Annotated in this window: 22 protein-coding genes and 1 pseudogene; 9 read left to right on the top strand and 14 right to left on the bottom strand. The window is 72.2% G+C overall.

Features of this window, described 5'->3' with window-relative positions:
• The 3 genes from ACN27J_RS03980 to ACN27J_RS03970 are packed head-to-tail and all read left to right on the top strand — an operon-like array spanning position 1 to position 4,290.
• Entirely contained in the window at positions 1 to 951 is a 951-nt protein-coding gene (locus tag ACN27J_RS03980) for a hypothetical protein (protein ID WP_421363659.1), read from the top strand.
• On the top strand, positions 944 to 3,625 hold the full coding sequence (locus ACN27J_RS03975) for an FtsK/SpoIIIE domain-containing protein (protein ID WP_421363656.1): 2,682 nt from the start codon (positions 944 to 946) through the stop codon (positions 3,623 to 3,625). Before ACN27J_RS03980 ends, ACN27J_RS03975 begins: the two co-directional genes overlap by 8 nt.
• Entirely contained in the window at positions 3,625 to 4,290 is a 666-nt protein-coding gene (locus ACN27J_RS03970; RefSeq protein WP_421363654.1) for a hypothetical protein, read from the top strand. The genes ACN27J_RS03975 and ACN27J_RS03970 overlap by 1 nt, the downstream gene beginning before the upstream one ends.
• Before the next feature lie 58 nt (positions 4,291 to 4,348).
• Here ACN27J_RS03970 and ACN27J_RS03965 read toward each other — a convergent pair whose 3' ends face one another.
• The 3 genes from ACN27J_RS03965 to ACN27J_RS03955 all read right to left on the bottom strand — a co-directional run bounded on the left by ACN27J_RS03965 (position 4,349) and on the right by ACN27J_RS03955 (position 7,098).
• Positions 4,349 to 5,665, bottom strand: a complete 1,317-nt coding sequence (locus tag ACN27J_RS03965) for a cupin domain-containing protein (RefSeq protein WP_421363652.1) — start codon at positions 5,663 to 5,665, stop codon at positions 4,349 to 4,351.
• Positions 5,666 to 5,679: 14 nt separating this feature from the next.
• Positions 5,680 to 5,958 (bottom strand): BatC protein, encoded by a 279-nt coding sequence (locus tag ACN27J_RS03960; protein ID WP_421363649.1) that lies wholly within the window; start codon positions 5,956 to 5,958, stop codon positions 5,680 to 5,682.
• A 117-nt stretch (positions 5,959 to 6,075) separates the two neighbouring features.
• Positions 6,076 to 7,098, bottom strand: coding sequence for a LacI family DNA-binding transcriptional regulator (locus tag ACN27J_RS03955; RefSeq protein WP_278168982.1), 1,023 nt, complete (start codon positions 7,096 to 7,098; stop codon positions 6,076 to 6,078).
• A gap of 394 nt (positions 7,099 to 7,492) precedes the next feature.
• Here ACN27J_RS03955 and ACN27J_RS03950 point away from each other — a divergent pair, with 394 nt between their 5' ends.
• Positions 7,493 to 9,994, top strand: coding sequence for a beta-glucosidase family protein (locus ACN27J_RS03950; protein ID WP_421363646.1), 2,502 nt, complete (start codon positions 7,493 to 7,495; stop codon positions 9,992 to 9,994).
• Between the two features lie 38 nt (positions 9,995 to 10,032).
• On the opposite strand, the gene ACN27J_RS03945 is transcribed toward ACN27J_RS03950, so the two are convergent.
• From ACN27J_RS03945 to ACN27J_RS03935, 3 genes are all read right to left on the bottom strand, one after another.
• The gene (locus tag ACN27J_RS03945) at positions 10,033 to 10,464 is read right to left on the bottom strand and encodes a DUF2267 domain-containing protein (protein WP_421363643.1); all 432 of its coding nucleotides are present in this window, start codon (positions 10,462 to 10,464) and stop codon (positions 10,033 to 10,035) included.
• Between the two features lie 69 nt (positions 10,465 to 10,533).
• Positions 10,534 to 10,962, bottom strand: coding sequence for a TraR/DksA family transcriptional regulator (locus ACN27J_RS03940; protein ID WP_421363640.1), 429 nt, complete (start codon positions 10,960 to 10,962; stop codon positions 10,534 to 10,536).
• Positions 10,963 to 11,171: 209 nt separating this feature from the next.
• Positions 11,172 to 11,849, bottom strand: a complete 678-nt coding sequence (locus ACN27J_RS03935; RefSeq protein WP_421363637.1) for a winged helix-turn-helix domain-containing protein — start codon at positions 11,847 to 11,849, stop codon at positions 11,172 to 11,174.
• Between the two features lie 278 nt (positions 11,850 to 12,127).
• On the opposite strand from ACN27J_RS03935, the gene ACN27J_RS03930 reads away from it, so the two are divergent.
• Positions 12,128 to 13,051, top strand: coding sequence for an AEC family transporter (locus tag ACN27J_RS03930; protein WP_421363634.1), 924 nt, complete (start codon positions 12,128 to 12,130; stop codon positions 13,049 to 13,051).
• A 264-nt stretch (positions 13,052 to 13,315) separates the two neighbouring features.
• On the opposite strand, the pseudogene ACN27J_RS03925 reads toward ACN27J_RS03930, so the two are convergent.
• Positions 13,316 to 13,867 (bottom strand): annotated as a pseudogene (locus ACN27J_RS03925) (patatin-like phospholipase family protein); the annotation flags it as partial.
• Between the two features lie 230 nt (positions 13,868 to 14,097).
• Positions 14,098 to 15,603 carry an LVIVD repeat-containing protein gene (locus tag ACN27J_RS03920; protein WP_421363632.1) on the bottom strand — a complete coding sequence of 502 codons (1,506 nt, stop codon included), beginning with the start codon at positions 15,601 to 15,603 and terminating at the stop codon, positions 14,098 to 14,100.
• Between the two features lie 133 nt (positions 15,604 to 15,736).
• Here ACN27J_RS03920 and ACN27J_RS03915 point away from each other — a divergent pair, with 133 nt between their 5' ends.
• Positions 15,737 to 16,444 (top strand): DUF305 domain-containing protein, encoded by a 708-nt coding sequence (locus tag ACN27J_RS03915; RefSeq protein ID WP_421363629.1) that lies wholly within the window; start codon positions 15,737 to 15,739, stop codon positions 16,442 to 16,444.
• Between the two features lie 48 nt (positions 16,445 to 16,492).
• On the opposite strand, the gene ACN27J_RS03910 is transcribed toward ACN27J_RS03915, so the two are convergent.
• The 3 genes from ACN27J_RS03910 to secA2 all read right to left on the bottom strand — a co-directional run bounded on the left by ACN27J_RS03910 (position 16,493) and on the right by secA2 (position 20,118).
• Positions 16,493 to 16,975, bottom strand: a complete 483-nt coding sequence (locus ACN27J_RS03910; protein WP_421372103.1) for a DUF2231 domain-containing protein — start codon at positions 16,973 to 16,975, stop codon at positions 16,493 to 16,495.
• An 82-nt stretch (positions 16,976 to 17,057) separates the two neighbouring features.
• Complete coding sequence (locus ACN27J_RS03905) at positions 17,058 to 17,798, bottom strand: GAF and ANTAR domain-containing protein (protein WP_421363626.1); 741 nt, start codon at positions 17,796 to 17,798, stop codon at positions 17,058 to 17,060.
• 22 nt (positions 17,799 to 17,820) lie between these two features.
• On the bottom strand, positions 17,821 to 20,118 hold the full coding sequence (gene secA2 / locus ACN27J_RS03900) for an accessory Sec system translocase SecA2 (RefSeq protein WP_421363623.1): 2,298 nt from the start codon (positions 20,116 to 20,118) through the stop codon (positions 17,821 to 17,823).
• Between the two features lie 151 nt (positions 20,119 to 20,269).
• Here secA2 and ACN27J_RS03895 point away from each other — a divergent pair, with 151 nt between their 5' ends.
• Positions 20,270 to 21,289, top strand: a complete 1,020-nt coding sequence (locus ACN27J_RS03895) for a glucosyl-3-phosphoglycerate synthase (RefSeq protein ID WP_421363620.1) — start codon at positions 20,270 to 20,272, stop codon at positions 21,287 to 21,289.
• Positions 21,290 to 21,322: 33 nt separating this feature from the next.
• Here ACN27J_RS03895 and ACN27J_RS03890 read toward each other — a convergent pair whose 3' ends face one another.
• The 3 genes from ACN27J_RS03890 to ACN27J_RS03880 form a co-directional block, all read right to left on the bottom strand.
• Positions 21,323 to 21,499: a hypothetical protein gene (locus ACN27J_RS03890; RefSeq protein WP_158632101.1), complete on the bottom strand. Its 177-nt coding sequence runs from the start codon at positions 21,497 to 21,499 to the stop codon at positions 21,323 to 21,325.
• Between the two features lie 84 nt (positions 21,500 to 21,583).
• Complete coding sequence (locus tag ACN27J_RS03885; protein ID WP_421363618.1) at positions 21,584 to 22,732, bottom strand: SigB/SigF/SigG family RNA polymerase sigma factor; 1,149 nt, start codon at positions 22,730 to 22,732, stop codon at positions 21,584 to 21,586.
• Positions 22,733 to 22,919: 187 nt separating this feature from the next.
• The gene (locus ACN27J_RS03880) at positions 22,920 to 24,026 is read right to left on the bottom strand and encodes a Vms1/Ankzf1 family peptidyl-tRNA hydrolase (RefSeq protein WP_421363615.1); all 1,107 of its coding nucleotides are present in this window, start codon (positions 24,024 to 24,026) and stop codon (positions 22,920 to 22,922) included.
• Positions 24,027 to 24,181: 155 nt separating this feature from the next.
• Between ACN27J_RS03880 and ACN27J_RS03875 the strand changes: the two genes are divergently transcribed.
• Positions 24,182 to 24,730, top strand: a complete 549-nt coding sequence (locus ACN27J_RS03875) for a hypothetical protein (RefSeq protein ID WP_421363612.1) — start codon at positions 24,182 to 24,184, stop codon at positions 24,728 to 24,730.
• Between the two features lie 191 nt (positions 24,731 to 24,921).
• Positions 24,922 to 25,842 carry a DMT family transporter gene (locus ACN27J_RS03870; RefSeq protein WP_421363609.1) on the top strand — a complete coding sequence of 307 codons (921 nt, stop codon included), beginning with the start codon at positions 24,922 to 24,924 and terminating at the stop codon, positions 25,840 to 25,842.
• Positions 25,843 to 25,914: the final 72 nt, after the last annotated feature.

Genomic DNA, 25,914 nt, shown 5'->3' with positions numbered 1-25,914 from the left:
ATGTCCCTCGCCGAGAATCTCGCCGCCCGGGTCCGGGCGGCCACCGACGACCTGCCGGTGGGCCAGCTCGCGGTCGCGGTGCAGCGGCTGCGCGCCGCGACCGAGCTGCTCATCTGGGTCCGCCAGGAGTCGGCGGACCCGCTGGCGGTGCCGCAGCTCGCCGGCGCCACCGAACACGCGGAGCAGGCCGGACACGCGATGCGGGTCGCTGCGCAGTCAGTGGACGACTACCTGGCGGCGATCGGCTTCGGCGCCGGCCCGGCGTCGGGGGGCGACGGCGGGTGGCGGGCGGCGCTGGACAGCGACCGGGACCCGACGGCGGCACCGGGCAGCACCGGACGGGCGAGCGCGCCTGCCGCGCCCGAGCTCGGCAACTGGTGGGCCGCCCGGGTCGCGGAGCTGACCGACCGGGAGTCCGGGGTCAGGCCAGGGCCGGACGCCGCGACCGACACGCCCGGGCCGGAAGCCGCGACAGACACCGCCGAACTGCTGCGCAGGGTCGCGACGGCGGTCCGTCGGGAGGACCGGGCCGGACTGCACCGCGACCTCGCCGCGGCGGCCGCGCCGACCGGGCTGAACCTCGCCGCAGTCACCCCACCGCTGCTGCACCGCCTCGCCGGGGACCTGCTGGACCACGAGCCGCAGGCCGAGGACCTGCGTCGGCTCGCCTCCGCCACCACCCGACAGGTACGCGAGCTGCTACCCGGCATGCCGGATTCGGTGCTGTCGACCCTGCTCGCCCGGATCTGCCGGGTGCCGGCCGACGAGCGGCGCGGCGAGGTTCACCGGGCCGACGGTGAACAGGCCGGGCAGCCCCCGGCTCCGCCGCACCCGGCCGACTCGGCGGTCGCCGGCGCGGTACTCACCGGCGTACTGCTACGGCTACTCGACCGCGAGCCGCAGACGCTGCGCCCGGAGCAGCCCCGACCGCTGCGGGGGCGCGATGCCTGACGCGCGGGCCGAGCTGGTAGCCGCGGTCCGCCGGGCGCTCGGTCGTGCCCGGGCGGCGGCCCGCAACCGACTCGACGACGTCGAACAGGACATCGCCGCAGCGGAACAGCAGCTCAAACGGGTACGCATGGCAGCCGAGCAGGTGCCGCACCGAGCCGCGGTGCACCGCGACCGCCGGTTCGCCGACCTCGCCGAGCAGTACCGCGATCAGATAGCGGTGACCGCCCGGCGAGCCGTCGCGGCGGTTGACCGGGCGGCACCGGGAGCCGCCGCCGCTGACTGGGCCCGGTGGCATCCTGCTCCGGCGACGCGCACGGAAGCGCCAGGAGCTGCCCGGATCGGCCTGACCGGGCTGGCCGGAGGTCCCGCCGTACCCGCGCTCGTCGCGGTCCTGGACCACGGCCACGTGGCGCTGGACGGCGCCGACCGAGCGGGGTGTGACGCCGTGCTGTCCGCGCTGCTGCTGCGGATCCTCGGCCGTACCGCGCCCGGCACCGTCCGGCTGACCGGCTACGACCCGGAACAGCTCGGTGGCGGCCTCGCCGGTTTCGCCCCGCTGGCCGGACCCGGCCTGCTCACCTTCGCCGGCCCCGGTGGGTTGAGCCGGCACCTGGACGAGCTGGTCGACCACATCCGCCGGATCAACGAGACGGTGCTGGCCGGGGAGTTCCGATCGCTGAGCGAACTGGCGACGGCCACCGGCCGACGGCCCGAGCCGTGGCGGATCGCCGTCCTGCTCGGCGGGCCCGGGGAGGAGCTCTCCCGGCACGAACGGGCTCAGCTGGACCGGATCACCCGCGCCGGTGCCGCCTGCGGCGTCCATCTGATCGTCCGCGGTGTCGGGCTCAGCGCCGCGCCCACCGTGACCACCGTGTCGGTCTCCGGCGGCACGGCTCGGGTCAGCGGCTATCCGCAGCTACCGGTGCGGATCGACCCGCCGCCGCCGGCCGAGCTGGTCACTCGTACCTGCCGGGAGATCGCCGCCGCAGTCGCCGCCGGCCCGGTTCCGGCGGTATTCAGCGATCTGCTGCCCGAACAGGAATGGACCGAGGACGCCACCGCCGGGCTGACCGCGCCGGTCGGCGACAGCCCACAGGGCCGGCCGGTGACGGTGACGTTGAGCGACTATCCGCCACATGCGCTGATCGGTGGGCCGTCCGGCACCGGAAAGACCAACCTGATCTACGCCTGGATCGGTGCCCTGGCCGCCCGCTACTCCCCCACCGAGCTGGAGTTCTATCTGCTGGACTTCAAGGAGGGGGTGTCCTTTGCCCGGTTCGCGCCGGGCCGGCGGGACCCCAGCTTCCTGCCGCATGTCCGGCTGGTCGGGGTGAACGTCAACACCGACCGGGAGTTCGGTCTGGCGATGCTGCACTTCCTCGGTGCGCAACTGCGGCAGCGGGCCGACGCCGCCAAACGCCACGAGGTGACGAAGCTGGCGGAGCTGCGCGCCGAGGACCCACAGGGCCGGTGGCCGCGCATCGTGGCGGTGATCGACGAGTTCCAGGTGCTGCTCGCCGGCAACGACGCGCTGGCCACCGAGGCCGCGACGTTGCTGGAGGACCTGGCCCGGCGGGGCCGGTCACAGGGTATCCACCTGATCCTGGCGTCCCAGGACGTCTCCGGTATCCAGGCGCTGTGGGGGCGTACCGCGCTGATCGCCCAGTTCGCACTACGGATCGCGCTACCAAAGGCGCGCCGCGTCCTGCCGGAGACCAACACCGCAGCGGAGTCCCTGCCCCGCCATCACGCCGTGGTCAACGCCGAGTCCGGGGCAACGGAGGCCAACCAGATCGTCCGGGTTCCGCCGGCCAGCGACCGGGACACCTGGCAGGAGCTGCAACACCGGCTGTGGCGACGGCGGCCCGTCGACCTGCCCACGCCGCGGCTGTTCGACGGCGACGTGGTGCCCCGGCTGGCCGAGGCACCGGACTACCAGGCGCTGGTCGCCGACGACGACGGACCGCGCGTACCGGTGGCGTTGCTCGGCGAGACGATCGACGTACTGGCCCGCTCCGCCCGGCTCAGCCTGGCCCGGGCACCCGGACGCAATCTCGCGGTACTGGGCACCCGGGTGGACGAGGCGTGCGCCCTGCTCGACGCCGGTGCCCGGTCGCTGGCCCGGCAGTACCCGCCCGGCGCGGCGCGGTTCGACGTCGCCTGTCTGGACCCGGACGCGGAGGCAGCCGCCCACCGGCTACACGCGGCGTTGCCGGCCGGCACCGGACTGTACGACCTGGATACCGTCGGCGGGCTGCTCGCGGACACCGCCGACCGGCTCTCCGGTGACGTGCTGGACGGTCCGGTCCGCCCACACTTCCTGGTGCTGTACGCGGTCGACGCCGCCGCCGGACGGCTGGCGGCGAAGTTCGCCGGCCGCTCCGGCCTGGACCGGCTCCGCCGGGTGCTGCACCTCGGGCCGGAGCGGCACACCCACGTGCTGGGCTGGTGGCGCGGGGTGGCCCGGATGCGCGACGATCTCGGCGGGGTCGGCTCACGGACCGACCAGATTGGCGCCTGGGTGGCGTTGGACGTGCACGGCTCCGACCTCGGACCGCCGCTGTACCCCCGGGCCGGCGGCCCGGCCTGGTATCCCCGGCCGTGGCGGGCACTGTTCTTCGACCGGACGGTGCACCGCAGCGCCGAGGTCATCATCCCGTACGGGCTGACCTGATGGACGCCTCCTACCCCGAGCTGATGCGCCGGCTCGCCGAACTCGCCGCCGCGCTGCAGAACCGCCGGGACGAAGCGCAGCACTGGTACGCGCAACGGTGCGACGGCGCGCAGACCGCGGTGGCCGAGGTGGAGGCCGACCTGGCGGAGCTGCACCAGCTCCACGATCAGGCAAGCCGGGAGCTGGCGGACGTCGACCGGGCGGCCGCCGACATCTGGACCGAGGTCGGTCACCGGTTCGGGCCGGTGGCCGGACGGCTCGGCGGCCTCCCGCCGCCACTGCCGACGCCCCCGGGTACCGCCGTCGACGACGATCCGGAGCACTGGCTCGCGGCCGCCCGTGCTTTGGTCGAGCGGTCCAACGACGTGGGCCCCCTGCCCCGGTCGGCGTATCCGGTGCTGGCGGTGTTCGGCGCCGCCGGAGCCGCCGCCGCGTTCGGGCTGTCCACCGCCGCGCGGTGGGCTGGCCAGCGCTACGGCGGCGACCTGGCGGTCGGGATGCCGGTGATCGCGCTCGTGGTCACCTTGGTCGGTCCGCTACTCGGGCTGGGTCCAGCGAAGGCGCTGGCCGACCGCCGGCACGCGGTGCTCGACCTGCGTACCGTGTCGATCGTCCTGGTCGCCGGCCTGGCTGCGACCGCCGCCCTGCTGACCGGGCTGGGCTGACCCGCCGACGCCCGGCCCCGGTGGATCAGCCGGCGGAACGACGCCCGGCCCCGGTGGGTCAGTCGGCGACCGCGACCGCTTCGCGCAGCAGACGGCGGGCCAGCACCAGCTGGTCGGCGGTGGTGTCCAGCCCGGGCAGATCACCAACCCGGACACCGGCGGTGTCCAGCACCGTCCGCAGGGCCGGAACGCACCTACCCGGAAACTCCACCGTACGGTCGAAGATCTGCAGGGTGACCCGGTCGTCCGACTGCGAGGTGAGCCGCCAGCGCAACCCGGGTCGGTGGCGGATGACGTCGTCGACGGTCAGCGTCCGGATCCGGTCCACCTGCTGCAGTGGGGGCAGTGGGGCCGGGCGGACCGCCGACCAGGCCCGACGGCGCATCCGCGCCGCGACCTGGCCGGGCTCGACGGAGGCCAACCAGTCACGCAGTACCGCCACCGTTGCGGTCAGCTCCGAGGTGACCCCGGCCGGTTCGCCCGGGTCGGCGCCGAACGGCAGCGAGGTGCGCAGCCGAGGCTCGGTGACGGCGAGCTCGAGCAGCGCCTCGACCAGCGAATAGCGGGTGAACGCGCGGACCCCGACGGTGAGGTGGATCGAGCTCTCCTGCTGCGCGGTGGCGCTGTGCAGCCAGCCTCGGGGCAGGTAGAGGGCGTCGCCAGGGCCGAGCACGACGTCCAGCGCAGGTGCGGCCTCGGACCGGGCGGCTACCTCGTCGGCCCGGCCCGACCAGGTCTGCTGGGGCAGCGGATCGATCAGTACCGGATCGTGCACCCGCCACCGCTTGCGGCCCTCGGTCTGCAGGACGAACACGTCGTGGGTGTCGTAGTGGGTGGCGAACCCACGGCTGCCGGCCGGGGTGAGGTAGGCGTTCGCCTGCAACGGCTGGCCCAGCGTGGTGGACAACTCGCCGACGAACGAGATGATCGGTGGCCAGAGCCGGTGCAGGCCCTGCAGAACCAGGGTGGCGCCGTCCGCGTACAGGCCCAACACCCGCTCGTCGAGCACCTGGTCGTCAATCTCGGCACCGGCGCCGGCACCGCCGGTGTAGGTCGGTTCCGCGAACACCTCGCCGTCCCGGGCCACCCGGAGGAACGGGGTACGCAGACCGTGCCGGCTCAGCAGTTGGTCGGCCGCGGGGCGATCGAGCAGATCGGTGAATCCGGCGGGGCCGGCCAGGTCGACGGCGCGGGACAGCAGCGGTCTACGCCCCCAGTAGACATCCGCGAAGGTCGCCGGGTCCACGGCAACACACCGGGTCAGTGCCGCCGGGCGGCGGGACGGGTCCGCACCGCCCGGCGGGCCCGGTGACGTCGCGGCGATCCGCAGCCGGTCGGGGAGTCCAGGTCCGCCGGTGCCGGCACCGCGTGACACGGTAGGCAACTGGGTCAACGCCGGTTCGCCGCGCCGTCGGCACCACCGTCCCGGCCGGCCGGATTCGCCCCACCATCGGCCAGGCCCTCCTGCGCCTTCGGACCAGCGCCACCGTCGGCACCACCGTCCCGCCCAGCCGGATTCGCCCCACCATCAGCCGGGCCCTCCTGCGCCTTCGGACCAGCGCCACCGTCGGCACCACCGTCCCGCCCAGCCGGATTCGCCCCACCATCAGCGGGGCCGTGACCCGCTGCGGGCCCGGTGCTACGGATGTCGTCGTCGTCGAGTGTCATGGCTGCCCCCTGCGGGTCGGTCGACACGCGCCGGTTCCGCGCCGGCACGGTCCTGCCTGCGGGTGGTACCCGGGGCGAATCGTCACTAACCTCGCGGGCACCCGGACCGGCTTCGGATCACAGCTCCTGGTACGGCGCGCAGCTGTCCCGCACGACCAGCTCGGTGGCGAGCTCCACCCGCGGTGTCTCCAGCGGTTCCCCCTGCGCCAGACGCAGCACCGTCCGCGCTGCGAGCAGCCCCATCTCGGCCAGCGGCTGGCGCACCGTGGTCAGCGGCGGCGACGACCACTGCACCTCGGGCAGGTCGTCAAAGCCGACCACGCTGACGTCGTCCGGGACCCGCAAACCGCGTTGCCGCAGGGCCTCGTAGGCGCCGAGGGCCATCTGGTCGCTGGACGCGAAGATCGCACTGGGTGGTTCGTCGAGGTCGAACAGCGCGGCCGCGCCGGCAAAGCCGGACTCATGGTAGAAGTCGCCGGGGACGACGTACTCGGGGCGCAGCGGTATTTCGGCCGCCTCCAGCGCGGCCCGGTAGCCGTCGAGCCGGGCCCGGCTGCACAGCAGCCGGGGCGGACCGGCGATGAAGCCGATCCTGCGGTGTCCCAGGGAGATGAGGTGTTCCGTCGCCCGCAGTCCGCCGGCCCAGTTGGTCGCCCCGATGGTGGGAATGTCCAGGCTCGGGACGCCGGCCGGGTCGACCAGCACCATCGGAACGTTGAGCCGTCGCAGTTCGGTGTGCAACGGCGGAGCAAGTTCGCTGGTGACCAGGATGACACCATCGGTGGCCCGGGTACGCAGGTTCTGCAGCCACTGCCGGGTCGACGCGGACCGGCGGTGGATGGCGGAGACGACGGTACCGACCCCGGCGGCGTGCGCGACATCCTCCACGCCGCGGATTATCTCCACCGCCCACGGGCTGTCCAGGTCGTTGAAGACCAGGTCGATCAGGCTGGCACCGGCGCGGGACCGGGTCGCCCGCCGCCGGTAGCCGTGCCGACGCAGCAGCTCCTCGACCCGTTCACGGGTCTGCGGGGCGACGTCGTTGCGACCGTTCAGCACCCGGGACACGGTCGGCACGGAAACACCGGCTTCCTGGGCGATCGCGGTGATCGTGATCCTGCGTCCTTCATCGACCGTCACGGCAGCAGCTCCTTCGTCGAGGCTTCAGCGTACGGCCGAACCTTCCGCCAGCCGGTCCGGCTCCGTACGCCGAGTCCGGGCCCTATCTTGCCGCAGTTGGAAAACGCTTGGCATCGACCCGGCCGGCAGTGTGTCGCCGATGCCGACGACCGGGTCGACCACACCACCGGCCGGAACTTTCCGGAAAATCGGGCGGCGGTGGCCCAAACGGCAGCCGGACGGGGCGCTTGCGGCCCCCACGATGCGGGAGCATACCCGGACACTGCCAGCAAATTGTGGGGCGCCGGATCTCGACGGGGCTGCAAGTTTCCGGAAACATGTCGGAAAACAGGGCGCGACGGTCCGGCGACGCCGGGATCAGACTGGCGCGGCGACGATCGACAGGAGGCTGCCGGTGAGCGGCAAGGACTACGCCCTGAACGAAGGGCCGGCCCAGCCCGGTCCGGCCGGGCAACCGGACGTTCACGCCGCCGCGGCGGCCACCGGGCGGGCGGCCGGGCCGCCCGCCGACGACACCCCCGACCGGTCAGCGCCGTGGCGCGATCCCACCCTGGCGGTGGAGGAACGGGTGTTCGACCTGCTCAGTCGGATGTCGCTGACGGAGAAGGTCGCACAGCTGTACAGCTATTGGCGGGGCGCCAATGCTTCGATCGACGACATGGCCCCGTTGCAGCATGACCTGGTCGACGAGTCGGTCGACTGGGCCGGCCTGCTGCACACCGGCCTGGGGCAGTTGACCCGGCCGTTCGGCACCACGGCGGTGACTCCAGCCGACGGCGCCGGGGCGCTGCTCCGGCTGCAGACCGAGATCGTCGCCGGTAACCGGTTCGGTATTCCCGCGCTGATCCACGAGGAGTGTCTGACCGGGTTCATGACCTGGGGCGCCACCGTGTACCCGACCCCACTGGCCTGGGGTGCCAGCTTCGACCCCGACCTGGTGGCGCAGATGGCCGGACGGATCGGGCAGGACATGCGGTCGGTCGGGGTGCACCAGGGACTCGCCCCGGTGCTCGACGTGGCCAGGGACCCCCGTTGGGGTCGCACCGAGGAGACCATCGGCGAGGATCCGTACCTGGTCGCCACGATCGGCACGGCGTACGTACGCGGGCTGGAATCGGCCGGGGTGGTGGCCACCCTCAAGCACTTCGCCGGTTACTCGGCCTCCCGGGCGGGGCGCAACTTCGGGCCGGTGTCGGTCGGCCCGCGAGAGTTCGCCGACGTCCTGCTCCCACCGTTCGAGATGGCCGTCCGGAACGGCGGCGCCCGGTCGGTGATGCACTCGTACGCGGAGGTGGACGGCGTCCCGGCGGCGGCAGACGGCGGTCTGCTCACCGATCTGCTCCGTGGCCGCTGGGGGTTCACCGGCACCGTGGTCGCGGACTACTTCGGCGTGTCGTTCCTGGAGCTGCTGCACCGGGTGGCCGACGGTCCCACCACCGCCGCCGCCCTGGCGCTCAACGCCGGGGTCGATGTCGAACTGCCGGCGGTACGGTGCTACGGTCCCCCGCTCGTCGAGGCGGTCCGGCAGGGCACCGTACCGGAGTCGGTGGTCGACCGGGCCGTCACCCGCGTGCTGCGGCAGAAGTGTGAGTTGGGGTTGCTCGACCCGGACTGGGATCCGGTGCCACCGGCGCTGGCCGGTGCGTACCGCACAGGCGAGGCGGGCGGGCCGTCCCCTGGTCCGGGGATCGACCTGGATTCGCCGGCGAACCGGGACCTGGCCCGGCGGCTGGCCGAGGAATCGGTGGTGCTGCTGGCCAACGACGCCGTCCTTCCGCTGCCTGAGCGGGGCCGTATCGCGGTGGTCGGGCCGCTGGCCGACTCGGTCACCGGGCTGTTGGGCTGCTACACGTTCCCCAGTCACGTCGGTACCGTTCCGGCCGATGTCGGGGACCAACCCCAGATGGGGACCGTCCTGGCCGCGCTGCGGGCCGAGCTGCCCGCAGCGGCCATCGAGCACGTCGTCACCGGCCCGGTGGACGGGCAGGACACCCCGGGCATCGTGGTGGCCGCGGACGCCGCGGCGCGGGCCGACGTCTGCGTCGCGGTGGTTGGCGACCGGGCCGGGCTGTTCGGCGCCGGGACCTCCGGCGAGGGCTGCGACGCTACCGACCTGGAACTGCCCGGACGGCAGGGTGAGTTGATCGAGGCGTTGGTGGCCACCGGCACTCCGGTGGTGCTGGTACTGCTGACCGGACGCCCGTACGCGCTCGGCCGGTACGCCGACCGGCTGGCCGGGGTGGTGCAGGCGTTCTTCCCCGGCGCCGAGGGGGGCGGAGCGGTCGCGGGTGTGCTCAGCGGCCGGGTCTGCCCGTCCGGCAGGTTGCCGATCGGGGTTCCTCGGCAGGCCGGCGGTCAGCCGACCAGCTATCTCAGCCCGCTGCTGGGACACCGGACCGAAGTGAGCAATGTCGATCCCGGTCCGCTGTACCCGTTCGGCCATGGTCTGTCGTACACCTCGTTCGAGTGGTCGACACCGCTGGTCGACGGGGTCGAGCACGGCCGGGGTGCGGCTCCGGCGCAGATCGGCACCGACGGCACGCTGCGAATTCGGCTGCGGGTACGCAACACCGGTGACCGCGCGGGCAGCGAGATCGTCCAGCTGTACCTGCACGACCCGGTGGCGCAGGTCACCCGACCGGTGATCCGGCTGGTCGGGTACGCCCGGGTGCCGTTGCAGGCTGGCCAGGCGCGCTGGGTCGAGTTCGACTTCTCCGCCGACCTGTCGTGTTTCACCGGGCGGGACGGGCGCCGGGTCGTCGAGCCCGGCGATCTGGAACTGCGGCTGGCCGCGTCGAGCACCGACGTCCGCCACCGGGTCGCGGTCCGGCTGGTCGGCGCCCAGCGGCAGGTCGACCACCGACGCCGGCTGGCCACCGAGGTGACCGTACGGTGACGGGGGTGCCGCTGCCCGCTGCGGTGCGGGCAGCGGCGTCAGTCGCTCAGCAGATCACGCAGTTCGACCGGTACGGTGGCCAGCACGTCGTCCCACTCGCCGGAGCTGACGTGCCGTCGAAGCACCCGGCTGACCGTCCGGATCACCTGTTCGGGGCCGCCCTCGACGTCGAACGGGAAGTCCCGGCGCACCCGGGCGACGAACTCGGCACGGTCCAGCTTCATCGGGGCCGAGGTGGCGTCCCAGCTCTCGTAGTACAACCCGCGGACCAGCAGCGGCAGTTGCGCCGCGAGCTGCACCACCTCGGCCAGTGGTAGCCGGTCGCGCAACGTGTGCAGCACGGCGGCGAGCGCCGAGTAGGACTGCTGGCGACGCTGCGCCGGCCAGCCAAGTTCGTGCTCGATCTCGCTGAGCAACCGGTTGGTCTTGTCCACTGTAGCGTCAATGGCAGTCAGCTGGGCAGTCGTCATCTTCGTGCTCCCTCGTCGGTTCGTGGTGCCGGTGATCCGGGGGGCGCTGGTGATTCCACCCGGCCTCGGTCAGGCCGCCCGCCGCTCACGGGACTGCTTGCAGGTGACGCAGGTGGTGGCCGAGGGATAGATCTCCAGCCGCTCCACCGGAATGGCTACGGCGCAGCCCTCGCAACGCCCGTAGTCGCCGGCGGCGAGACGGGCCAGGGCATGCTCGAACTGGGTGCGACGCTCCAGGATGGTACGGATCAAAGACTGGGCTGCGTCCCGCTCGGCGGTCTTCGTGCCGCTGTCGGCCTGGTCGTCACCGGCGGTGTCGCCCCCTTCGACCAGCCGCAGCACCTGGCTCTGCGTCATCGCCTGCTCGTACTCAGCCGTCAACTCCTGGTACCGGCTGGTCAGCGCGGTGCGGATCCGATCACTGTCGATGGTTCCCGGTGCACCTACGGTTCCCGGCCCGCCGAGTCCCGGTCGCCGGTTCACGTCATGCGTCAGCATGCGCCCATCCCCCTTCAGATCGAGTACGGCGAGCCACGACCGGCTTGGACTCCGGCACACCGGGTCGCCGCGAGATCCGCCACTTACCCGTCGCCGACGGCCGGCAAACCCCGTCCGACCCCTGGCCAGCCACGCGCCTTCGGGCCTCGCCGACGCCGGCCGGGGGCCGCCGGCAGTGCGGTCCCGGCAGTGCGGTCCCGGCAGTGCGGTCAGCCGGCGGTGTCGATGCTGATCCGGACGTCGTCGGCGAGCCGGTAGCCGACGCCGTACACGGTGGTGATCAGGGGCGAGTTGCCCACCTTGCCGCGGAGCCGGCGGATGTGCACATCCACGGTACGCACCCCGGTGTGCTCGTAGCCCCACACCGCAGCGAGCAGCTGCAGCCGGGTGAAGACCCGGCGAGGGTTCTCCACCAGGTGCAGCAGGAGATCGAACTCGAGTCGGGTCAGCAGCAGTGGCTCGCCGTCCAACAGGACGGTCCGCGACGCGACCATGACGTGCAGTGCCGGCACGGCGACCGTGGTGGTCCGCCCTGACCGGGTGGCGGGGTCGGCGAACACCCCGCCGGCCGCTGACGTCGGACCCGGCGCGTCGCGGCCGGCGACGATCTGGTCGAGCACCGCGCCGGGCTGCGCCCGGGCCGCGTCGGCCGCCGGCATCTCCACCGTCGCCTCACCTCGTTCCACCAGCTCCCGGGCGGCCTCCAACAACCGGCGGGCGGACGACGAGAGCGCCTCCTCGCCGGCGGTGAGCGGAATCGACACGGTGACGGTCACGGTCGCCATCGCCGGGCCGGTCCCCCGCCGGGGCGCGGCGGGCGGACGGGCCGCACCAGACGGTGGCAAACCGGACCAGCCGGCGCGCGGCGAGGCAGGGCTGACCGACATGGTCCTCCTAGACAGTTCCGGCCGGAAGCGTGCATCCCCGGCCGCCGGCCGGTGTCCGTACGCAACGGTAGCCGGGTGGGACGCGGCAGCCGGCACCGGACACAGGGGACGACCCGGTGTGCCGGCGGCTGCGCACGAACCGATGCTGCCGTTCACACGCTCCCGGGTCAATACCGGACTGCGTTGCAGGAATGTGATGATTGACAAGCGCACCGTAATCGATTGCTCGCTCTGGATACCCGACCTCGGTGCTAGTGGCGAACCGGCAGGATGATCACATGCGCGCCATCGTCGCCGGATTCGCCGCGATCTGGTCGGTCACCCTGATCGGGTACCTGATCGGCCGTTTCGAGCTGCTCGGCCCGGACGGCACCGCCGTCCTGGCCCGGCTGACCTTCTTCATCGCGACACCGGCGCTGTTGTTCACCACCCTGGCCGGCACGTCCCCGACCGAGGTGTTCACCCCCGCGTTCCTCGCCTACCTGGCGAGCACCGTGGTGGTGGCGGCCGGCTACCTGGCACTAGCCGGTTGGCTGTGGCACCGGCCGGCCGGCGACGTCACCATCGGCACGCTCGGCGCGTCCTATGTGAACGCAGCCAACCTCGGCATCCCGGTAGCGGCGTACGTGCTCGACGACGTCTCGGTCGTCGCGCCGGTGCTGCTGTTCCAGGTACTCGTCGCGGCACCGGTGGCCTTCGCCGTCCTGGATCTCACCGCCGGCGACCGCCGCCCGTCCGCCCGTCGGCTGCTGTCCCTGCCGGCCCGCAACCCGATCATGATCGCCTCGGCGGCGGGCCTGGCGCTGGCGGTCAGCCGCTGGCAGCCACCCGCCGAGCTGCTGCGGCCCTTCGAGCTGCTCGGTGCGGCCGCCGTACCGCTGGCCCTGCTGGCCCTCGGAATGTCCCTGCCCGGAAGCCGGCCGCTGGCAGCCGACCCGCAGGCCCGGGAACGCTACACCGCTGTCGCCCTCAAGGTGCTCGGCCAGCCAGCGGTGGCCTACCTGATCGCCCGACACGGTTTCGGCCTCAGCGGCACCGCGTTGCTCGCCGCAGTGGTCACCGCCGCGCTACCGACGGCGCAGAACGTCTTCATCTTCGCCACCCGGTACCAGCGCGGTCAACGCCTCGCCCGGGACTCGGTGGTGCTCTCCACGGTCGCCACCGCCGTCACGCTGCTGCTGATCGCCGCCGTGCTCGGCTGACGTACCCCAGCGGGCGCGAACCTGGCCGGCGTACCCCGACGACTGACGCTCACCTGCGGCGAGCGCCGCCGCGAACACGACCGGATCACCCGGGTCGCCGGTGAGCGCCGCTCGCGCTGTCGCGTCCGGCGTCAGGAACACGAGCGTGGCGGGACAACTGCCGCCGGGACGACCCCGCCAGGCCGCCGCCTCGACCTTTGCCTGCCCGCCGTCGGCCAGAACCATCACCGCCGCCGCGCTGGCCGCCAGGTCCGGGTTGCTCGTCGAACGGACCGCGCCGCTGATGTACCGGCGGCCGTCCACCGCCACCGGCCCGATCACCCCCGGCAGCGCGCAACTCGCCGCGACCGCCCGCGGCAGGGCGATGCCGGCCGTCGAATCCCACGCCACCAGCTGACCGCTGTCCGCGTCGACTGCGGTGACCAGCAGCCGGGGTGCGCTGGGCCAGCGGTGGTCGCGCAGCAGGTCCGCCGTGGCGCAGATGGTGGCGTCCGGCGGGTCGGCGGCGAGCGCCAGCCGACCGAGCTGTACCCGGGCCTGCGACGACGTGGCACCGCCGGCGCGCAGGCTCCGGCGGGTCTGGTCAACCAGTTCGTAGTCGGTCTGCCGGGCAACCACCGGCCAGGTCCCGGCCCGCCGTACGGTGCGCACGGCCGCAGCAGGGCCAGCGGCGCCGTAGACCAGCGCCGCCACCAGGGCACCGGTCGACGTCCCCACCACCAGATCCGGGGTGCGCAGTCCGGCGCCCGCCCGGTCGAGTCCGGCGAGCATCCCCAACTGCCAGCCGGCCCAACCGTCCCCGCCAGCGCCGAACACCACGGCTCGTCCCGTCACCGTCACCCTCCGACGCGTCGACCTCGACGACGGGACCGCCGTTGCGTTCCAACCACTACGGTCCTGCCGGCGGCACCGCCACCGAGCACAACGCGCCGAAGCCGAACGTTCAGCGACCTATGGATGAACGTTCGGCGAACTAGCCAGACGCGGCGGGTGGTGGGACCGCGGTCCGACCACCCGCCAGCTGCCTCCGTCTCACCAGCGCGGCGTCACCAGCTGAGGTACCAGGGCTGGGTCTGCACGTTCAACTCCGGGAACCGGACCAGCTTCGCGCTCGCCGTACGCCAGTCCTTGAGGTCCAGCACATCCAGACCCTTCTGGATGTCGCTGGAGTAGATGTAGCCGTTGTAGTAGTACGCCGACCATGGTCCACCGGTGACCATCCGGGTGTCCGAGTACGGTCCCCGCTCCCAGTAGGCGATCTCCTGCGGCCTAGCCGAGTTGGTGAAGTCCCAGACCGAGATACCGCCCTGGTACCAGGCCTGGACCATGATGTCACGGCCCAGCACCGGAATCAGCGAACCGTTGTGGGCCACACAGTTCTCGGTCGACCCGTTGGTCCGTGGAATCTTGAAGTAGCTGCGAAACACCAGCGTCCGCGCGTCACCCGTACCGGTGATGTCGTAGATCGCGCTCGCCCCCCGCTCGGGACCGATGGTCGGGTTGCAGGTCGCCGCCCCGCCGCCGCCGAGTTCGTCGGTGAAGACCACCTTGGTGCCCGAGTTGTTGAACGTCGCCGAGTGCCAGAAGGCGAAGTTGGTGGTGTCCCGGACCTGGTGGACGACCCGGGGTGCCTCCCGGTCGGAGATGTCCAACAGCACGCCGTCGCCCATGCAGGCGCCCGCCGCGAGATCCTTCTGCGGGTACGCGGTGATGTCGTGGCAGCCGGTGGTGGTGGCGCTGCCGTTGCCGCCCGGGTTGCCGCCGTCCGGGAAGATCGCCGGAGTGGCCACCACGGCCGCGTCGGTCGGCTTCTTCAACGGCACCTTGACGATCGAGATCAGGTCGTGCGGTGGCTGGCAGTCCGGGAAGTTCGTCGACGGGTTGTACGACGAGACGTAGAGATAGACGAAATTGCGGCTCTTCGCCGGCACCAGGGTGTGGGTGTGTGAGCCGCAGTTCGTCTCGACGGACTTGACGTAGCGAGGGTTGCTCTTGTCCCGGATGTCGAAGATCTTGATGCCCTCCCAGGACTCCTTCACCGACGCGGACTGGGAGGTGCTGGCACAGGAGTCGTCACTGCGCGACGAGTCTGTGGACAGGAACAGCAGGTCACCGTGGACCGACACGTCGTTCTGCCCACCCGGGCAGACCACCTGCGACACCAGCCGCGGCCGTCGCGGGTTGGCGATGTCGTAGATCACGAAGCCGTTGTAGTTGCCGACGAAGGCGTACCTGCCCTGGAAGGCGAGGTCCGAGTTCAACGAGGACTCGGTGTCGAACGGCGCGGGCTTGGGCAGGCTGGCGATCTGACGCAGGTTCCGACTGCTGTCGATCTCGTCGACACCGAGTCCGGGGTCGTCGGTCCCCGCCGCCGATGCCTGGGCCAGGCACAACTCGACCGCCAGCGCGTCGGCGGCGTCGGCGCAGTCGACGTCGAACGGGGTCCCTGCATGACTAGGTGTCGCCAACGCGGTGCTGCCGAACAGGACGGCGATCGCCGCCACTGCCACGGTCCGGAGCTGCCGCGGCCCTCGTGGGGAACGTCTGATCATGTGCGGCACCCTTCGAAAGGGATTGATGATGCTGCGACGATACCGCCGAGTTGCCGACATCGATGTGACAGTAATCACATCGATACATGGAGTTAGCCGGATAGCATCGCGACCGTCCACCTCGGGAGGCCCGATGTCCCGACTGTCACTCGGCCGGCACCGACGGCTACTGGCACTCGCCCTGATACCGGCCGTGGTCGTCGTCGCGATGGTCGTGCTGCGGACCACCGCAACGACCTCGGCCACGACCACCACCGGCGACGCAGCGACCGAGCCGGCGGGAACATCCACCGGCGCAGACGGGACCACGAACGCACCGCCGGTGATCCTGCCCGGCCGGCCCGGCGAGCCGGCCGAGCTGCGCCCCGCAACGGACGTGACCATCGATCCACCGCAGTACAACGCGCTGGACACCTGGTACGTCCAGATGATGATCCCGCATCACACCCAGGCCGTGCAGATGGCAGCGCTCGCCGCCGACCGCAGTGCCGACCCAGGGGTACGGGCCTTCGCCGACCGCATCCGGGCAGGACAGACCGCCGAGATCGCCGTACTCCGGCAGTGGCTGCGGGACCGGCGGTTACCGGCCGGTGGACACGACCACGACACGATGCCCGGGATGCAGACCGAGCAGGCCGTCCGGGAGCTAGCGGCTGCCCGGGGGGCCGAGTTCGACCGGCTCTTCGTGGCGATGATGACCGACCACCACCAAGGCGCCGTCGAAATGTCCGACCGGGTGCTCACCGGCGGCAGCGACGTGACCGTCGAGGAACTCGCCACCTCGATCGCCGCCGAGCAGGCCGTCGAGATCAACCGGATGTGGGACCTGCTGGACAGCTGAGCCGGCACCCAACGGTCGTGCGCGACCCGGTCGCGCACGAGGAGTCAGCTACCGGCGGGCCAACGCGTCCAACCCGTCCGACCGGCGGCCGCGCTCGTCGGCGGCCGCTACCTCCCCGACGTGGCGCAGCAGAGCCGTACCGTGGCGCAGCCCCGCCACCCCCACGCCGAGGCCGACCAGCTCCACGATCAACAACGGGACGCCGGCCAACGACGTCGGACCGGAGGTACGGATCAGGCCGGCGAGCAGGAACAGCCCGCCCATCGCCGTACTGATCAGGTTGAACCGGACCAGCGAGGAGCGGACCGGACCGGACGGCTCGTCCCAGAGATCGACCAGACCCACCGCCACGGTCAGCGCCATCGCGGCCAGCCCGGCGACCAACGTCCAGTAGCCGACCTCACCGAACAGGTCGGGTGCCCCGGCCAGCACCGAGATGTCGAACAGGGCCGCACAGACGAAGAGTCCGAACGGCAGGGTCACCAGCATCGGCTGGATCGGCTGGCCGGGCACGCGGAGTTGCGCCTGCATCGCCCTCACGCCCTTCCCACTGGTCACACCGGTCACACCACCCGTGCTACCCGATTATCTCCCGCCGCGAACCCACCCGCCATCACCGCTGCTGGCTGTCGGTCCGCAGCACCGACGCCACCAACCGCTCGGCGACCTCCGGCAACGGCATCGCGGTCGCCTCGGCCGCTTCGCGCAGCACCGCGAGCGCCTCCCCGGCCGGGCACCGCCGCTGGGTCATCACAATGCCGATCGCCGGGCCGATCACGTCGCCGTACTCCGGCCGATCGCCGTCGGCCCCGCCCGCCGCCGCGTCGCGACGCCGGTCCCGGACCGCCGCGAGGAGCAGTCCGGCATGCTCGGCGAGGAGCAGCGCGGTCAGCTGCTCGCCAGCGCCGAGCGCTCCATCCCGGTCCGCGTACAGGTTGACCGCACCGATCGACTCGTCGTCGACGTCCACCGGCGCGCTGAGCACGGTACGGATCCCCCGGTCGACCGCTGCCCGGCTCCACTGCGGCCAGCGCGACGAGTCGGTGCCCGGAGCGGCCAGCACGATCTCGCGGTCCCGGATCGCGGTCATCGCCGGCCCGTCGGAGGCGTACTGAAGCTCATCCAGGTCCTTGACCAGTGGATCGGACGCCGCCACCGAGGCCGCCCGCCCGGCCCGGAGAAAACAGACGCTCGCGTACGTCACCCCGGGCAGCGCGGACCGGGTGGTGCGGGCGAGATGCTCCACCGCCTGATCGAAATCGGTGCACCGGATCATGCCGGCGGTCAACTCCCGTAGCAGGGCGGCGGTCTCCAGTACGGCCAGCCTGCTGTCCGCCGGGTCGGCAGGTGTCAACGCGATCGCACCCCGGCCGCGCTCAGCGGCGGCCGCTGCCACTGAGCCGGCGGCCAACGGACGAGATCAGCCGGTCCAGCTCGGAGCCGAACGGGTTGTCGTGCACCAGGTAGGTCCAGGTCGCACTGGGCCGCACCAGTTGGGCCTCGTCGGGCTGCCAGTCCTCGTCGAACTCGGTCTGTTCGAAAGTCGCGACGGTGCGGGCCTCGATCTCCGGGATCAGCTGGTTGAACGCGGGCACGGCCGCCCGGTGGAACTCGTCGAGTGGATCGAGCCGGCCGAGTGCCCGCAGATGCACGCCCTCGCGCACCTCGGACAGTTCGGCGAGGTGTTCGGTCCAGAGCCGGTCCAGGTGGTAGAGGGCGATCGAACGGGCGGCCCGCGACAGCAGATCCTCGTCCATCTCGGCGCACCGCTGCGGGAACCGGTCCATCAGCATCAGCGCGGCCACCTCGGTGGTCAGCAGCCGCTCACGCCGCTCCGCGAGCGCCTTGCGCTGCTGTTCGATCACCACGCTGTAGCGCCAGGTGTTCCGGTGGATCTCGTAGTCGACACCCTCGGCGATCCGCTGGGCGTGTTCGATGGCGAAGTCCACCTGCTCGTCCTGGACGATGCCGTCGGGCGTCATCCGCGGCGAGGGTGGGATCGCGTCCGGGGCGTGCCGGACGACCAGGTCGTCCTCCAGGCTGACGAAGAACACCGAGCCACCCGGGTCGCCCTGGCGACCGGCCCGGCCGCGCAACTGGTTGTCCACCCGCCGACTGTCGTGCCGGCCGCTGCCGATCACGTACAGCCCGCCCAGCTCGGCGACCTGGTCCCGGTCGGACTGGTCGCTGCCGCCGAGGCGGATGTCCACGCCGCGCCCGGCCATCTGGGTGGAGACCGTCACCGCCCCCAGCGCACCGGCTTCGGCGATGATCGCGGCTTCCTCGTCGTCGTTCTTGGCGTTGAGCACCACGCAGGCAACGCCGGCCTCGCCCAGCGACGCCGCCAGGCTCTCCGACTCCTTGACGTCGAGGGTGCCGATCAGAACCGGACGCCCGGTGGCGTGGGCCGAGCTGATCTCGGCGACCAGCGCCTCGTCCTTCTCGGCGCGGGTGGCATAGATCCGGTCCGGCTCGTCGGTCCGTACGCACGGGGTGTGTGGCGGGATCACCGCCACCTCCAGCTTGAAGAACTCGCGGAGCTGGTCGCCGACGAGGACCGCCGTCGCGGTCATCCCGCACAGGGTGCGGTACGCCGCGACGAACGCCTGCACGGTGATGGTGCCGAGCACCTCGCCCTCGGCCGTGGCGTTCAGACCCTCCTTGGCCTCGACCGCCGCCTGCAGCCCGTCCGGCCATCGGCGGCGCTGCGCCACCCGGCCGCGCATCTCGTCCACCAGCTCCACGGCGCCGTCGCGGACGATGTAGTCGACGTCGCGGTGCAGCAACGCGTGGGCGTGCAGGGCGACGTGGATCGCGGACAGCTGCCCGACGTTGTCGTCGGCGTACAGGTCGACGCCGTCCAGCTTGGCCTCGACCGCGGCCAGCCCGGCGGAGGTGAACGCGACGCTGCGGCCGTCGTCGGCCACCTCGTAGTCCCGGCCGGCGCGCAGCCCGCGTACCAGTGTGGCGGCGGCGTGCACCGGGTCCTGCTCACCGACGACTGCCCCGGCCAGCACCATCGGCACCCGGGCCTCGTCGATGAGGATCGAGTCGGCCTCGTCGACGATCGCCGTGGACAGCGGTGGCTGGACCCGGTCGGCGATGTCGGTGACCAGCTGGTCACGCAGGAAGTCGAAGCCGGCCTCGCTCACCGACACGTAGGTGACGTCCCGCTGGTACGCGGTGCGCCGCTGCTCGGGGCTGCTGGCCTCGGTGACCCAGCCGACGGTCAGCCCGAGCAACTGGTAGACCGGCGCCATCCACTCGGCGTCGCGGCGGGCAAGGTAGTCGTTGACCGTCAGCACGTGCACCGGGCCGTTGCCCCGCCGCACGTGCCCGTAGGCGGCGATCGTGGCGGTCAGGGTCTTGCCCTCACCGGTGGCCATCTCCGCGACCTTGCCGGCCAGCAGGGACATCGCGCCGAGCAGTTGCTCGTCGAACGGCCGCTCGCCGATCGCCCGCCGGGCAGCCTCCCGGCCGACCGCGCAGAGGCCGACGAACTCGTTGGCCCGGCCGGCCTCGGCGGTCAACTCGGCGTCGTCGAGCGCCCGCAGGTCGTCCTCCCGGTCGGCGATGTCGGGGAGCAGTTTCGCCAACGGAGCGAGGTCGACCGTGCTGCCCGGCCGCTGGAGGAAACGCCGGAACCGACTCTTCAGACGCTGCGACACACCCATGACCGTCAACGCTACGCGACGCGTCCGGCTCGCGGTGCCCCACCCGCCCCAGGACACTCAGCGATGGCGGCCGAACCCCGATCGGACGACGCATACCGCCCGCCGGGTGGGGTAGCCAGCAGCTGATCGAGTGTCGTCACGGGGGTGGATCATGGGGTACGCGCGAACGGCCGTCGCTCCCACGGTTGCGGACTGGACCGCCCGTCGCACCGGGACGGCGGGCCGGTGGACGCCCTGGGAACTGGCCATGGCCAAGGCCAGGACCGGCCGGCGGGTGAGCGTCGTACTGCCGGCCCGCAACGAGGAGGCCACCGTCGGCGCCATCGTCGAGTCGATCGTCGGGAACCTGGTGGACCGGGTGCCGCTGGTTGACGACGTGGTGGTGGTCGACTCCCGGTCCGACGACAGCACGGCGGCCGTGGCCGCCGCCGCCGGCGCCCGGGTCGTCGGCCAGGACGAGATGACCCGGGGGCTGCCGCGGCTGGAGGGCAAGGGTGACGCGCTCTGGGCCGGGCTGGCCGCCACCGACGGGGATCTGATCGCCTTCGTCGACGCCGACCTGCGGGAATTCCAGCCGGCCTTCGTGACCGGGCTGCTCGGCCCGCTGCTCACCGACGAGTCGGTCAGCTTTGTCAAGGGCTTCTACCACCGGCCGCTGGTGCGGTCAAGTGATGTCGAGGCGGATGCCGGTGGCCGGGTCACGGAGATCATGGCTCGACCGCTGTTCAACCTCTTCTGGCCGGACCTGTCGGGATTCGTCCAGCCGTTGGCCGGCGAGTACGCCGGCCGACGCGATGTGCTGGAACAGATCCCGTTCGTCTCCGGCTACGGGGTGGAGACCGCGATGCTGATCGACCTGCTCGACGTCTGTGGGCTGGACTCCCTGGCTCAGGTCGATCTCGGCGAGCGGCGGCACCGGCACCAGAGCACTGAGGCGTTGGGGCGGATGTCCGCCCAGATCCTGTTGACCGCCTGGTCTCGGCTCTACCGAAAGGGCTGGGTGATCTCGGAGCGTCCGCCCGGCGGCCTGCTCACCCAGTTCCGGCGCGGCGAGGCCGAGGCACTGAGCAACCTGGAACGCGAGATCGTCGTCAGCGACGTGTCGGTCCAGGAACGGCCTCCGCTGGGCCAGCACCGGCGGGCGCTGGCGACCACCGCAGCCGCCGGCTGACGACGCCGAGCCCGGCCGGAACCGCCGACCGGGCTACTTGCTTCCCGCACTCGGCTTGGTGGCGTGGAACACGATCAGACCGACCACCAACCCGACCAGTGCGATGGCACCGGAGTTCGACGTGTCGTCCCCCGCTCCGGAGATGCCGAAGGCGAACGTGCCCGCGCCTGCGACGATTGCCGCGACCAGGCGGTTTCCACGTTGTTTCACGGTCGGCACGCTATCGGCGCCGGTGACGCCGTCAGCGCCAGCCGGCACCGGTTCCCCCGATCGGGGTAGCGGGGCGGGGCCGGCTCAGACCACGGCGAACAGCGGTGCCAGGCCGGCCACGGTCAGGCTGCGTCGCACATAGGGCTGGGGCCGGGCGAACCGTAGCCGTACCGCCGCCCGGCGGGCGGCCTCGTGGCTGGCCAGCAACGCGGCGATGCCGGCTGCGTCGACGAAGCCGACGCCGTCCAGGTCGACCAGGACCTCGGCGTCGGGGCCGGCGGCCCGGACCGCGTTGACCAGTCCGGCGCGGACCCGTTCGGCCGCCTCCCGGTCGAGTTCGCCGGTCAGGCCGATCTCGGTCCGGCCGTCGACGCGCCGCACGGAGACGGTCAGCGCGACGTCGGCCGGCTCCGGCTGGGCGATCCCGGACTCCCACCGGGGCGGGGCGTCGGTCAGCATCGCCTGGCGCAGCCAGGTCAGGGTCCGGGACAGCAGCCGGGAGACATGCATCTGGGAGATGCCGAACTCGGCGGCGATGTCCGACTGGGTGTAGTTGCCGTAGAAGCGCATGGCGAGAATCCGGCGTTCCCGGGCCGGCAGCCGGTAGAGCAGCCCGCTGACCGTGAGCCGGTCGTCGACGGACTCCAGGTCGGCGTCGAGCGCGCCGAACATGTCGCCCAGCTCGGCGGGTCCGTCGTCGCCGACCGGCCCGTTCAGCGACGCGGGTGTGTAGCCGGCGGCGGATTCCAGGGCCGCGAGGATGTCCTCTTCGGAGGTGTCCAGTCGCTCGGCGAGTTCGGCGACGGTCGGCGACCGGGACAGCTCGCTGGTCAGCACCGCGGTCGCCTGGCTCACCTCGATGGTGAGATCCTGCAGCCGGCGGGGCACGTGCACGCCCCAGGTCCGGTCCCGGAAGTGGCGTTTGATCTCTCCAGTGATGGTCACCGCCGCGTAGGCGGTGAACGAGCCACGGTCTGGGTCGTAGCGGTCCACCGCCTTGACCAGCCCGAGCCGGGCGACCTGCTCGAGATCCTCCAGCGGCTCGCCGCGACCGCGGTAGCGCCGGGCCAGCCGACCGGCGAACGGCAGGGCCAGCTGGACGAGCTCCTCCCGCAGATCCCGGCGCCGATTCTCAGCCTGATCGGCGAATCGGGCCGCGTAGGACAGAGCTGCTCCGTCGAGGTCCTCCAGCGCGTGTTCCGAACGAGTTACCGTACGCCTTTGTCCGGACATTTCGCCCCTCCCCGGTGATCCGGCCCTGAGCTCCGCATTCCGGCACATTGCTCGGGTCGCGAGTCCGGTCCAGCACCGGACGGACGCCCTCACTAAGCCGGACCCTACTGGCAGTGACGACGCCACCCGATCCGAATGCCATGAAAATTCCACGCCGAGGACGGCGGCCGACGCACCGGCAGTGCGCTCAGCTGGTGACCGGATCGGAATACCGCAGCACGGCGCCGACCCCGCCGGCCAGATCCGCGTCACCGGGACCGACCAGCACTAGATCGGCGTCGGTGGCCGCCAGCGCGCGCAGCAGCGCCGCGTCGGCGCGGACCTCGCAGGGCTCGTCCACCGCCATGACGGCCAGGTCGGCCGGATCCAGGGCGATCTGGGTGGGCTCCGGACCGATCCAGACCCGCTGGGTCGAGGAGGGGTCGTCGACCAGCAGCAGCGTGTCGACCTGAGCCCGCTGCAGCGCGTCGACCACGGCGGGCAGCCCATCGCCCCGACCCTGTTGCGCGCCGTAGCGGTCAAGTGCCCGGTCGGTGTGCTCGGCGGCCACCGCGGCGATGGCCTGGATGGTGGCCTCGGTCAACGGCTCGGGGTCGGCACCCACCGCCCGCGACCCGGCATCGGTCTGCACCGTACGCGACTGCCAGCGCCTCGGCAGCTGGCCGACCAGGAGCTGGCGTGCGTCCGGGTCGCCGGCGACCACCAGCACCTCGGCCCCGATCTGGTCGGCCAATGCCGCCGTCGCCGCGGCGCTGGCACCGGCGTTGCGCCGCCACGACACCTCGGCCGCCCGCTGGAACCGGGCCTGGGACCAGGCCCCCGGTTTGACCTTGCGGATCGGGTGGGCGGCCGGACCGTCGACGCCGGCCTGCCGGGGCAACCCGCCGGCGCTGACCGCGTCGATCTCGGCCCCGGTGCGACTGACCAGGACCCGCAGCCAGCTGATCTCCTCGCCCCGCTGGGCGACCAGCGGCATCGCGTGCGGCAGCGGGCCGACCGTGGCGAGGTCATGCGGGGGCGGTGCCGGCAGGTAATTGTGCAGCACCACGTCGCCGCTGGCGGCGCTGAGCGCGAGGCCGTACTCACCGGCGCGGGGCACATGCCGGGTCACCGCCGCGCCGAGCGCCGCGACCGTCGCCGGATCGGCGCCCTGCTGGTTCAGCTGATCACGCAGCGCCCGCCAGCGCAGTTCGAGCGCGTCCACCGCGTCCTCGGTGTCGTGTGAGGCGTCCAGGTAAACCGACGCCCACGGTCCGGGCCGGGCGTAGAGCGGCCGCAGGAAGGACAGATCCATGACGTACCCCCTCCTCTCTCCGCCGGCATACCCGGAGAGCTCGACTAATCACCTCAAATCAACCACCACCTCCCCCATGAACCCATTCATTCACGGCATTCACTCGACCACCTCGATACAATGCGTGAACAAACGCAAACATTGGGTGGTGATGGATGGATCCCGAACTTTTCCCCGAGCGAGCCGTCCACCGGCCCGGGCCGATCATCACCGGACACGTGGTCCGGCTGGTCGGCGGCTACTCCCGGCCGATCAAAGTCGGTCAGCCCATCCTGATCGGGGTCCTCGCGGCGGCCGGGGTGATCCGAGCGCTCGGCGCGGTGCTCGCTTCGATCCGCCTGGCCGGAAGCGGCTCCACCGCCGCTCGCCGCAAGTGGAAGGAGCTGCGCAATGGGCCCGAGTTCCTGGTGACCCCCCTGCACATCCGGGACACCGCCGGGGTGCTGTGCGAGATGGAGATCCACGGACATGTGCCGCAGAGCGCCCTCGACCCGGCCGACCACGTGCAGGTGACGGTACGCCGGCAGAAGGATCCCGAGCTGCCGCCCCGGGTGGAACGCATCGTCAACCTCACCACCGGCCAGTTCCTCACCCCACGGACCCCGACCGTCTGGTCGCACCTCGGTCCGGCGCTGCTGTTCCAGGCGGTCCTCGGACTCCTCTTCCTGGTCGCACTCGCCGGGCTGATCGTCGTTCTGGCCTGAGGTTCTGGCCTGAGCGTTCTGGCCACCACCCGGAGACCCGCTCCGGTTCCGTCCTCCGTCAGACGGAGGAACCCCGACAGCGAGGTACTTCGTGAGACGGAGACAACTGCCCCCCGACGGGGTGAGGGTGACCGGCGTCGGGTGAGGGATCATGGGACGATGACGCGCCAAGGGTGCCGACGGGCCCGGTCGTGACCGACTTACTGATCTCCGTGGCCTTCGCTGTCGCCTCGGCCCTCGCGTACGCCCTCGGCGCCGTGGTCCAGGAACGGCTCGCCGTCCGGCTCGGGGCCCAGACCCCCTGGCGGGCGATCGTCCGGGCGCTGCTAAGGGCCCGGCGCTGGTGGCTGTCGGTGGCGTTGAACGCCGCCGGCGCCCTGCTGCACGTGGCGGCGCTCGCGTACGGCCCCCTGTCGGTGGTACAGCCGCTCGGCGTCCTGACGCTCGTGCTGGCCCTGCCGATCGGCGCCGCATTCACCGCCCGGCGGGTCGCCGCCCGGCAGTGGGTCGGTGCCGCGGCGACCGTACTCGGTCTGCTCCTGCTGCTCAGCCTGACGGTGCCGGGCAGCGGCGACGGGATGACCGCAGCGGACGGCACCGTCCTGATCGTGGCCAGCGCCGTCGTCCTCACCGCGATGATCGCCGGCACCGCGGCACTGCGCCGCCCGGTGCCCCGGAGCCTGCTGTACGCCACCGGCGCCGGCATCGCGTTCGCCGTCGCATCCGCGCTGACCCACGCGGTGACCCGCGAGTACGCCGAACGCGCAGCGGCCGCCCTGATCGGCCCGACCGTGCCGGCCATCGCCGCGATGGCCATCGCCGGGGTGCTGCTGTCACAGCTCGCCTACCGCGGCGGCGGCCTCGGCGCGCCGCTGGCCACGGTCACGCTGGCCAATCCGGTCGCGTCGGCGGTGATCGGGGTGGCCCTGTTCGGGGAACGCTTCGCCGACGGACCGCTCGCGATGGTGCTGCTGGTGTGCGCCTGCGGCACCGCCGGTGTCGGGATCCTGCTGCTGGCACCGCCGGCGGCGGTGACCGACACCGCCGACCCGGTGGACCCGGCGGACCCGGCCCCCGACCGGCCGGGACCGCTGGCACTCTGCCGCCGCTGACCGCCGGCCGGCCGGGCATCAGGGGCACCGGCGACCCGGGGCCGAGTGTCTTCGGTCACCTCCGGTACCTAC

Source organism: Solwaraspora sp. WMMB762 (assembly GCF_049179115.1).
Lineage (GTDB): Bacteria > Actinomycetota > Actinomycetes > Mycobacteriales > Micromonosporaceae > Micromonospora_E.
The sequence above is the reverse complement of the archived record's forward strand: the minus strand, read 5'-3'. Positions and strand labels throughout refer to the sequence as shown.